Here is a 10,667-nt window from a genome sequence, read left to right on the forward strand (position 1 = left end):
CGCGTAGGTCGGATACTTGTATCCGACAAAACTTGTGGTTTCGTCTGAAAATGTCGGATACAAGTATCCGACCTACGAAGAACTTGGCAAGTCTGAGGAATAGGGTGGGCATTTGGGTTTTTCAGCAATATGCAAGCAATGTGCCGATTTTACGCACAAAATTCAATTATTTCATCAATTTCAAGGCGCACAACATAAGCCGTAAACCGTTTCAGGCTGCCTGAAACGCATTTTTCCATTAAAATATCATTGTTTTAAACCCAAAAAAGAAAGTCTCAAAAATGAAATTACTCGTTATCGGCAACGGTGGACGCGAACACGCCCTTGCATGGAAACTCGCGCAATCGCCCAAAGTGTCCACCGTTTTTGTGGCAACGGGCAACGCTGGCACGGCGCGTGAACCCAAGTTACACAATATCGCCTTAACCCAACACGATGATTTGATTCAATTTTGCCGCGATGAGCAAATCGCGTTCACACTCGTAGGCCCCGAAGCACCGCTCGCGGCTGGCATTGTGGACGATTTCCGTGCCGCAGGTTTGCCGATTTTCGGTTGCACCCAAGCCGCCGCCCAGTTGGAAAGCTCCAAAGATTTCGCCAAAGCGTTTATGGCGCGACACGGCATTCCCACCGCGCAGTATCAAACCTTTGAAAATGCCGAACAAGCCCACGATTATGTGAACCAAAAAGGCGCACCCATCGTCATCAAAGCAGACGGTTTGGCGGCGGGCAAGGGCGTGATTGTCGCCATGACTTTGGACGAAGCCCACGCCGCGATTGACGATATGTTGCTCGGCAACAAAATGGGCAACGCAGGCAGCCGCGTGGTGATTGAAGATTATTTGTCGGGCGAAGAAGCCAGTTTCATCGTGATGGTGGACGGCGAAAACGTCTTGCCGATGGCAACCAGCCAAGACCACAAACGTTTATTGGACAATGACTTGGGTTTGAACACGGGCGGCATGGGCGCGTACAGCCCCGCGCCAGTGGTTACGCCACAAGTGCATGAGCGCGTGATGAACGAAATCATCTTGCCCACCGTGCGCGGCATGAAAGCAGAAGGCAATGAATTTACAGGATTTTTGTACGCAGGTTTGATGATAGACGCAACTGGCGCACCGCGCACCATTGAGTTTAACTGTCGTTTTGGCGACCCTGAAACGCAGCCGATTATGAGCCGTTTGCAAAGCGATTTGGTGGATTTGATTCAGGCAGCCTTAAACCGAGAATTGGACAAAACCACCGCACAATGGAAAGATGAAGTCGCTGTGGGCGTGGTGTTGGCAGCGCAAAATTATCCCGACACACCGAAAAAAGGTGATGTGATTTCAGGCATAGACACGGCAAATGAAATGGGCAAAGTGTTCCACGCAGGCACGGCTTTGAATGAGCAGGGCGAAATCATCACCAATGGCGGTCGCGTGTTGTGTGTGGTGGGTTTGGGCGATGGCGTGGCGCAGGCGAAAGCGCAAGCCTATGCCGCTTTGAGCCACATTCATTTTGACGGCATGCAGTTCCGCAAAGACATTGCGGATAAAGCCTTGAAAAATCGCTGACATCAAAATTTTTGATGAAAACCGAATGAATTTATCAGAATAATATTTCTGATAAATTCATTCAGGCAGCCTGAAAAATAATTTTGCTTTTTTTGATAATAAAATAAAAGGTTTATACGATGAATGCCAATTTTTTGAATGCCGATTTAATGGATATTGCTCCCGAAACCCAATCCTGCGAAACCGATTTCAAATCATACGGACAACGCAAACGCTTTTGTGGGCGCATTCGTACTGTAAAAGTGTTTCAAGACAATGGTTTGGTACGCCGTATGTCGGAAACGCCTTCAGATGGCGAAGTGATGGTGGTGGACGGCGGCGGTTCGCGTTTTAGTGCGTTGATGGGCGACCGTTTGGCGCGTAAAGCGATGGAAAATGGTTGGGCGGGTGTGGTGATTTTCGGCGTGATTAGGGACAGCGTGGAAATCAACACGCTGGATTTTGGCGTGAAAGCACTCGGCACCAATCCGCGCAAAAGCCCCACTGAATATCAGGGCGAAATTGATGTGCCTGTTTCATTTGGGAATGTAGATTTTGTGGCAGGCAAATATTTGTACAGTGATGAAGATGGGGTGTTGGTTTCGGATAATCCCATCACGGGCGAATTGCCACCGATTGATTATTAAGTGTTTTTTTTGATTTTCAGGCTGCCTGATAAATATTTTTGATGATTTGGAAAATATTATTTCTAATCATTGATTTAAGATAAATTCAGGCAGCCTGAAAAAATGTTATCTAAACCTAAATAAAGTTAATTAATCATGTTCAACAAAATGCTCCCTTATGCTGCCGCCGTATTGCTGTTGGCAGCTTGCCAAGAAAAATCAAATACTTCGCTCAATTATAATATTGTGGAATTTAAGGAAACTGCCACGCTCACCGTGCCAAACGACACCATGCACGCCACATTAACGATTTTGTCCACCGCGCCCAATCGGGAAGCCGCCAGCCATGCGAATACGCAAAAATTCAATGCGGTAAAAAGCAAAATTGGCGCGGAAAAACAGATTGTGATGGAATTGAGCGACCGCAGCGTGTCGCCGCATTATGGCAATAATGGGCGTATTAGCCAATGGCAAGACCGCGTACAGTTGCGAGTGAACAGCACGGATTTTGATGTGTTGAGCAAAATGTTGGCGGCGGTACAGGAAGAGGCGATGATAGACGGTATTGCGTTTAGCGTGTCGCCCGAAAAACGCGCGAAAACTTTGGAACAAGCCAGCGAGCAAGTTTTAGGCGCGTACAAACAACGCGCTGATTTTATGCGTGAAAAATTGGGTTATTCGGGCTATAAAGTGGTGAAATTGGAATTGAAAGACGATTTTTCGCAACGCAGTCATGCGCATGTGCAAAATGAAATGGCGGCGGCGGTGGTGTTGCACAATGCCAGCGCAAGCATGGACGTGGCGGAAGTGGCTGGCGAGCAGGAAGTGCGCCAAACGTTGAATGTATCGCTGCAAATGCAGTAAATTTGGTTTTCAGGCTGCCTGAAAATGGATTTATCAATTTTATTGATTAAAGTGGATTTAAAATAAGGAAAGCATCAAAATGGCTTATCAATTTGGTAAGAAAATTGTCGTGATTGGCACGGGCGCGGTGGGGATTAGTTATGCATTTGCGGTGCTGAATCAGGCTTTGTGCGATGAATTGGTACTCATTGATTTAAATGAAAAACGGGTGGCGGCAGAAGCGCGTGATATGCGGCATGGTATGTTGTACGCGCCTTCGCCTGTGAAAGTGAAAGAGGGCGATTATGCCGATTGTGCGGATGCGGATATTGTCTGCATTTGCGCGGGCGTGCCGCAAAAAGTGGGCGAAACGCGTTTGCAATTGATTGATAATAATCTGAATGTGTTTCACAAAATTGTGGGCAATGTGATGAAACACGGTTTTGGTGGCATTTTTTTGGTGGCAAGCAATCCTGTGGATGTGTTGAGTTACGCCACTTGGCGATTTTCAGGTTTGCCCAAAGAACGCGTGATTGGTTCTGGCACGATTTTGGACACGGCGCGTTTGTGTAATTGCTTGGGCAAAGCGTTTGACGTGTCGCCCACCAGTGTGGACGCGCACATGATAGGCGAACATGGCGACAGCGTGATTGCCGCGTGGAGTACCGCCAGCATTGCGGGCGTGCCGCTCAAAGAAGCGTTGGAAAAATCGGGCGATGGCGCGGCGCGTATGGCGCAAATTCATGAAAACGTCCGCAGCGCAGCCTATTCCATTATTGAAGGCAAGGGCGCGACTTATTACGGTATTGCCATGGGTTTGGCGCGGATTACGCAGGCGATTTTGCGTAATCAGCAAGTGGTTTTGACCGTGTCGGTGCTGTTGGACGGCGAATATGGTGAGCATAATGTGTATATCGGCACACCAGCCGTATTGAATGGCACGGGTATTGCGCGTGTGATTGAAAAACCTTTGGACGATGATGAACGGACAAAATTCGCGCATTCAGCAAAAATTTTGCGTGAATATCAGGAGAAAGTGTCAGATTATTGTTAATCATCATAATCAAAACAGGCAGCCTGAAAAATTGTTTTCAGGCTGCCTTTAATATTTCATTCATCAAAAAAATTGATTAATCAGTTTAAATAATTGATTTGATTATTTTGTGCAACGTGTCGTAACCATTTGTTTGGAGTGCGGATGCACATAGCCAAATGTCGCCACATTGCCATTTTCTTGCCAAGTTGCGCCGCCGCCAAACAAGCCCGTGTTCGCGCCATAGCCATTGCCTTGACGGTTCAACACCACCACCGCCGCTTTGGGTACGCCATGCGTTACGCTCAAACCCAAGGTTTCGCTGGGGGCGGTGGTGCGCACGGTCAAACCGTTTTCGCATTCAAATGTGCGGCTAAACGCGGCGGGCGCGGTGTTGTAAGCGGTTTGGTCGGCGTGATTGGTAACGGTGTAGCCGTGTTGATTGTGGGTGGTGGTTGCGCCGTAGGTGTTGGGGTTGGCGGCGGCTTGTGGGGTGCTTGGGCTAATGCTGCTGTTGTTTGGCGTGTGGGCGGTGTTGTTGTTCGCGCAAGCTGCCAATGTGCAGGCTGCCAAAAGTGTGGCGACTAATTTCATGTTCATTTTTCAGTCCTTATATATAGTTACAATTAGGTTATCAAAAAATTTGATGAAAACAAAACACACAGTTTCTTACGAAAACCTGTGTGTTTTGTCCTATTAATTTAAATACGGATTGCCGACAAATTATTTGCCGCGGCAAGAAGTTTCCACCACATTTTGATAGGGGTCGTTGAAAATCAAGTGGGCATCTTTGCCTTTGAAATGAAATTCTGTGCCTTTTTTGTAGAAGCCTTTATTGGCGATATAGCGTTCACCAGAACCAGATGGTGCGGCTTTCAATACAGTGCTTGCACCGATGGTATCTACTTTGATGCGAATTTTGTCGGTGCTCAAGCGAGTCAAAGTAACGGTTGCGCCGTTTTGGCATTCAAATTGTTGCACTTTTTTGGGAGCAGCTTGTGCCACATTCATGCTCATAGCCATTGCGATAGCGGCGGCGGTCAAAGCGATTTTTTTCATGATGATTCCTTTATAAATTAAGTTGTTTTAAGATGAAGGGTAAAACGAAAAATAGGGTTTTCAGGCAGCCTGAAACATTCAATCAAATGGGAAAACTTATTTGCTGCGGCAAGACGTGTTCACTTTATTGCCATAAGGGTCTTGGAAACTCAAATTGCCGTCTTTGCCTTTGAAATGAAATTCGGCGGGTTTATTGTAAAACGCGTTTGCGCTCACATAGCGTTCACCCGAACCCGATGGGGCAAGGCTTAAAATTGCGCTGCTTTCAATTGTATCGACAAATAAGCGGATTTTGTCTTCGCCTACATTGTATTTCACGGTGGCGGTCATGCCGTTTTTGCAGTGAAACACTTGGTCGGGCGCGGTGCTGGCAGCAGTTGGGGCTGGCAACGGTGCGCTGGGTGTTTGTGCTTGCGTACTGCTTTGCGTGGGGTTGGGCGACTGGCTTACGCAGGCACTCATGAGTACGGCGGTGGCGATTGCGCCCAAAATAGTGATTGATTTCATGATGATTTCCTTTGTTTCAACAAGTTTTCTGGTCTTGCGAATAAGTGCATTATAGTGTAACAAATGATTTTGTGTAGTCGTTTGTTGCTGATTTAACCCAGCTTTACTTGTTTCTTTACATGAAAATCAGCTTTTCAGGCTGCCTAAATCCTTATAAAATGAAATACTTTTTCAGGCAGCCTGAAACCGTCTTTATTTAACAAAATAAGCAATTTTTAACGCAAAAATTCCCCAAAAGCTGCCTAAAAATCGCATTTCTTAACAATTTTGATGAGCAGAAACCATGACCGATTATTCCAAAACCGTCCATTTATTTGAATCGCCCTTTCCTATGCGTGGTAACCTTGCCAAACGTGAACCCGAATGGCTCAAACAATGGCAACAGCAAAATCGTTACCAAAAATTGCGCCAAAAAGCCGCAGGTCGCCCCAAATTTGTGCTGCACGATGGTCCGCCGTATGCCAATGGCGATATTCATATCGGTCATGCGGTAAACAAAATTTTGAAAGACATTATTATTCGCAGCAAAACTTTGGCTGGTTTTGACGCACCTTATGTGCCAGGCTGGGATTGTCATGGTTTGCCGATTGAAGTGATGGTGGAAAAATTGCACGGCAAAGATATGCCTGCTGGCAAATTTCGTGAACTGTGCCGAGAATACGCCAGCGAACAAATTGCCCGTCAGAAAAAAGACTTTGTTCGCTTGGGCGTGATGGGCGATTGGGAACAACCTTATCTAACAATGGATTACAAAACCGAAGCCGACACCGTGCGCACTTTGGGCGAAATCTACAAAGCGGGTTATTTGTATCGCGGCGCGAAACCTGTGCAGTTCTGTTTGGATTGCGGTTCGTCTTTGGCGGAGGCGGAAGTGGAATACCGCGACAAGGTTTCCCCAGCGATTGATGTGGCGTATCCATTTCAAGACACGGCGGCGTTGGCAAAATCTTTCAGGCTGCCTGAACTTTCGGGCGAATGCTTTGGTGTGATTTGGACAACTACCCCTTGGACACTCCCCGCCAGCCAAGCAATTTCTGCGGGTGCGGACATTGTTTATCAATTGATTGACACGCCACGCGGCAAATTGGTTTTGGCGAAAGAATTGGCAGAATCGGCATTGGCGCGATTTGGTTTTTCAGGCAGCCCTGTGTTGGCGGAAACCACAGGCGCGGCATTGGAACATTTGCTTTTGTCGCACCCATTTTTGGAACGCGACATTCCAATTTTGTTGGGCGACCACGTTACCACCGAAGCGGGTACGGGTTTGGTGCATACCGCGCCTGCACATGGTTTGGAAGACTATATTGTTTGCAATAAATACAAAATTGAATTGTATAACCCTGTGAACGCGCAAGGGCGTTACATTAGCGAAATGCCTCGTTTGGCAGGCATGCACGTTTTTGAACAAGGCAATGCGGCGATTATTGAATGGCTGACTGAAAACCAAGTTTTATTGTCTAACAAAAAACTGGAACACAGCTACGCGCATTGTTGGCGACACAAAACGCCCCTGATTTACCGTGCCACCGCGCAATGGTTTATCGGCATGGACAAAGCAGGCACTTCGGGCAACACTTTACGCAACAACGCCTTAAAAGCGGTGGACGACACCGAATTTTTCCCAGCGTGGGGACGTGCGCGTTTGCAAGCCATGATTGAAGGTCGCCCCGATTGGGTGGTGTCGCGCCAACGCTCATGGGGTACGCCTATGGTGTTTTTTGTGCATAAAGAAACAGGCGAACTGCACCCCAATTCTGCGGAATATTTGGAACAAGTTTGCCAATTAATTGAACAAAAAGGCATTAATGCATGGTTTGATTTGGATAAATCAGCAATTTTGTCGCCCGAAGATTGCGAAGTGTACGATAAATTAAGCGACACGATGGACGTGTGGTTTGATTCAGGCAGCACCCATTATTCTGTTGTGAAACAACGCGCTGAATTGGCATACCCAGCCGATTTGTATTTGGAAGGCAGCGACCAACATCGCGGCTGGTTCCAATCGTCCATGCTGACGGGTTGCGCCACCATTGGGCGCGCGCCGTATAAGCAATTATTGACACATGGTTTTGTGGTGGACGGCGAAGGCAAAAAAATGTCCAAATCGTTGGGCAATGTGGTTGCGCCGCAAGAAGTGTACAACGAGTTTGGCGCGGATATTTTGCGTTTGTGGACGGCGGCAACCGATTATTCGGGCGAATTGGCGATTTCCAAAGAAATTTTGAAACGCGTAACCGAAAGCTATCGCCGCATTCGTAATACTTTGAGTTTCTTGTTTGCCAATTTAAAAGATTTCAGCCCCATTGAAGACGCTGTGCCGCAAGCGGATATGGTGGAAATTGACCGCTACGCGCTGGTGTTGGCGCGTCAATTGCAAGAACGCGTGGCAGGGGAATATTATCCGCGTTATGCTTTCCATTTTGCTGTGCAAGACATTGTGCAATTCTGTTCGGAAGATTTGGGCGCGTTCTATTTAGATGTGCTGAAAGACCGTCTGTATACCACCAAACAAGACGGACACGCCCGCCGCAGCGCACAAACGGCGTTGTATCATATTACCCGCAGTTTGGTTTTGCTGATGTCGCCTGTGTTGTGTTTCACGGCGGAAGAAGCGTGGGATATTATCGGTGGTGGCGAAGAAGACAGCGTATTGTTCCACACCTTGCACGATTTCCCCACCATGCCAGCCGCCAGCGAAGAGCAATTATTGAATAAATGGAATGCGATTCGCCATGCGCGTGCGGCGGTGAATGCGGCGATTGAGCCGTTGCGGGCAGATAAATCGGTGGGTTCATCGTTGCAAGCGGAAGTGTTGCTGACTGCGCCTGCGGATATGTTTGTGGCATTGGAGACTTTGGGCGATGAGTTGAAATTTGTCATGCTGGTGTCCAAAATCGTGTTGGCGAAAGGCGATGAATTGGAAGCGGTGGTGCGTGCCACAGGCGCACCAAAATGTGAGCGTTGCTGGCACTACACCGAGACAGTCGGCACGGTGGCAGGGCATGAAACGATTTGTGCGCGTTGTGCCGAAAATATTGACGGCAAAGGTGAACACCGCGATTATGTTTAATTAAACAAAATTTAAGGCAGCCTGAAAAGTTTTCAGGCTGCCTTATTATTTTATCCAGCTATTAATCTTCAATATAACTGATACTGCTGGATTTGTTTTGATGACTGTCGTTGCTGGTGTTTTCGTTGGCACCGATGGCGCTTAAATATTCTTTTTCCAGCGCGTCAATCAAATCCGCCACGCGCACATCGCGGCACAATCCCACCCCTTTGCCAGCATACAAAGCCATGTATTCCACATCGCCTTGTTGGGCGGAGGCGGCGCGGAGTGCTTGGGTGTAGGCGTGTTGTTGGGGGTAGCTGGCGGTGTTGTTTTCATTTGCCATGTTTTCGCGCATATAGCGGTTCATCAACATACGCGCTGGTTTGCCTGTGAATAATTTGGTGTGCGTGGTTACGGCGCGGCGAACGTCAAACAACGCGTTTTTGTAAGCGCGACTGATACCGCTTTCACGTGTACTTAAAAATGCGGTACCCATTTGCGCGGCTTCTGCGCCCATATTGCGCACGGCAGCGAGTGCCTGTCCTGTCATCAAACCACCTGCCGCCCACAGGGGAATGCGTACTGTTTGGCGGCATTGGGTCATCAGCGACATCAAACCCATAGGCTGATTAATGTATTGCTCGGTAAAACCACCACGATGTCCGCCAGCTTCTGCGCCTTGCACCACGACTGCGTCCGCGCCCAAATCTTCCCAATATTTTGCTTCTTCGGCGTGATTGGCTGTGCCGACGATGGCGATGTTTTTTGCTTGCAAGGCGCGTACATGTTCATCATTCAATACGCCAAAGGCAAACGAAGCCACCGCAGGCTGCACCGACAATAATGCTTCAAATTGCTCATCAAAAATCGGTAAGGCTTGTGGTTGTTTGGGCAAGGGCAAACCGCGTTTGTGATACACATTGGTTAGCCATGCGGGCATGGGTTCGGTTAAGCGTGTGCTTTGTTCGCGAGTTAGCACAAATAAATTCACCCCAAAAGGGCGACCTGTTTTGCTGCGCACCGCTTCGGCTTGCGCAATAATATCGGCGGGCAACAAATAGCCTGCGCCGATAAAGCCCAACGCGCCCGCTTCACTCACTGCCGACACCAGTTCGGGCGTGGTTGCGCCGCCAGCCATCGGAGCTTGCACAATGGGCAGTCGCAGCTTAAGTTTTTCTACTAAAGACGGGGCGGTCATGGATTGCTCCTACAAATTCAATTCAAAAATGTGTCTATTTTAAATGAAAACAGGGTTATTGTGTGTTTTGTCTGTTTTCAGGCTGCCTGAAAAGATGAAAAATGTGGATTTTTGGATAATTTGAACAAGGTTTTATCTGATAAATTCAAATCTGAAAACGCCCGCCTTTAATCGCCAAGCCCCCCAGTTTCCCCGCCAAACCTTGCCCACGCAAAGCATGGGTCAAAGCCACCGCCAAACCATCTGCTGCGTCTGCCTGCGGCGTGCCTGATAATTTCAGCATTTGCACGACCATGTGTTGTACTTGTTCTTTGGCGGCTTTGCCTTGTCCAACCACCGCTTGTTTGACTTGCAAAGCGGTGTATTCATGTACGGGCAATCCGCGCAACACCAATGCCGCAATTGCTGCGCCACGTGCTTGCCCCAACATTAAGGTGGCTTTCGGGTTCACATTCACAAACACCTGTTCAATAGCGGCTTGATTCGGGCGATAGGTGGCGATGATTTCGTCAATGTGTTGCACAATTACACCAATGCGCCCTGCCAATTCATCATTCGGAATGGTGCGTATGCAGCCCGAAGCCACATAATGATGTTCACGCCCCATCACGTCAATAATGCCAAAACCTGTGGTGCGGCTACCAGGGTCTATGCCCAAAATTCGGGTGGGAGTCATGGGATTTCCAATTTATTGAGTTGGCAAAATTATACGCGAAATTATTTTCAGGCAGCCTTTCAGTACACGACAAAAAATCGGACGACCTGTTTTGGGTTTGAAAAATAGTCCAAAGTTGCCATCATCAACATGGCGGCT

The 10,667-nt window shown here is 48.0% G+C and carries 11 protein-coding genes; 6 read left to right on the forward strand and 5 right to left on the reverse strand.

From position 1 onward, the window contains the following. From Q338_RS15055 to Q338_RS10445, 5 genes are all read left to right on the forward strand, one after another. Window positions 1-224: hypothetical protein (locus Q338_RS15055; RefSeq protein ID WP_211249449.1), on the forward strand; the 224-nt coding region annotated here is incomplete at its 5' end. Window positions 225-281: 57 nt separating this feature from the next. Continuing rightward, window positions 282-1,556 (forward strand): phosphoribosylamine--glycine ligase, encoded by a 1,275-nt coding sequence (purD, locus tag Q338_RS10430; RefSeq protein WP_034295130.1) that lies wholly within the window; start codon window positions 282-284, stop codon window positions 1,554-1,556. 119 nt (window positions 1,557-1,675) lie between these two features. Further along, window positions 1,676-2,182, forward strand: a complete 507-nt coding sequence (gene rraA / locus Q338_RS10435) for a ribonuclease E activity regulator RraA (RefSeq protein ID WP_034295132.1) — start codon at window positions 1,676-1,678, stop codon at window positions 2,180-2,182. A gap of 135 nt (window positions 2,183-2,317) precedes the next feature. Beyond that, a complete protein-coding gene (locus Q338_RS10440) occupies window positions 2,318-3,025 on the forward strand; it encodes an SIMPL domain-containing protein (protein WP_051968608.1) in 708 nt (235 codons plus the stop codon). A 79-nt stretch (window positions 3,026-3,104) separates the two neighbouring features. Continuing rightward, window positions 3,105-4,058 carry an L-lactate dehydrogenase gene (locus tag Q338_RS10445; RefSeq protein WP_034295134.1) on the forward strand — a complete coding sequence of 318 codons (954 nt, stop codon included), beginning with the start codon at window positions 3,105-3,107 and terminating at the stop codon, window positions 4,056-4,058. 102 nt (window positions 4,059-4,160) lie between these two features. On the opposite strand, the gene Q338_RS10450 is transcribed toward Q338_RS10445, so the two are convergent. From Q338_RS10450 to Q338_RS13845, 3 genes are all read right to left on the reverse strand, one after another. Then, window positions 4,161-4,637 carry a hypothetical protein gene (locus Q338_RS10450; RefSeq protein WP_147293680.1) on the reverse strand — a complete coding sequence of 159 codons (477 nt, stop codon included), beginning with the start codon at window positions 4,635-4,637 and terminating at the stop codon, window positions 4,161-4,163. Between the two features lie 123 nt (window positions 4,638-4,760). Then, on the reverse strand, window positions 4,761-5,096 hold the full coding sequence (locus Q338_RS10455; protein ID WP_051968609.1) for an MliC family protein: 336 nt from the start codon (window positions 5,094-5,096) through the stop codon (window positions 4,761-4,763). A gap of 96 nt (window positions 5,097-5,192) precedes the next feature. Beyond that, the gene (locus Q338_RS13845) at window positions 5,193-5,603 is read right to left on the reverse strand and encodes an MliC family protein (protein WP_051968610.1); all 411 of its coding nucleotides are present in this window, start codon (window positions 5,601-5,603) and stop codon (window positions 5,193-5,195) included. A gap of 283 nt (window positions 5,604-5,886) precedes the next feature. On the opposite strand from Q338_RS13845, the gene ileS reads away from it, so the two are divergent. Next, entirely contained in the window at window positions 5,887-8,673 is a 2,787-nt protein-coding gene (gene ileS / locus Q338_RS10465; protein ID WP_034295138.1) for an isoleucine--tRNA ligase, read from the forward strand. 61 nt (window positions 8,674-8,734) lie between these two features. On the opposite strand, the gene Q338_RS10470 is transcribed toward ileS, so the two are convergent. Together Q338_RS10470 and ruvC are read right to left on the reverse strand one after the other, a co-directional pair. Next, window positions 8,735-9,853 carry an NAD(P)H-dependent flavin oxidoreductase gene (locus Q338_RS10470; protein WP_051968611.1) on the reverse strand — a complete coding sequence of 373 codons (1,119 nt, stop codon included), beginning with the start codon at window positions 9,851-9,853 and terminating at the stop codon, window positions 8,735-8,737. A gap of 145 nt (window positions 9,854-9,998) precedes the next feature. Then, window positions 9,999-10,529, reverse strand: a complete 531-nt coding sequence (gene ruvC, locus Q338_RS10475) for a crossover junction endodeoxyribonuclease RuvC (protein WP_034295140.1) — start codon at window positions 10,527-10,529, stop codon at window positions 9,999-10,001. Window positions 10,530-10,667 lie beyond the last annotated feature (138 nt).

This window comes from Alysiella crassa DSM 2578 (genome assembly GCF_000745955.1).
Lineage (GTDB): Bacteria > Pseudomonadota > Gammaproteobacteria > Burkholderiales > Neisseriaceae > Simonsiella > Simonsiella crassa.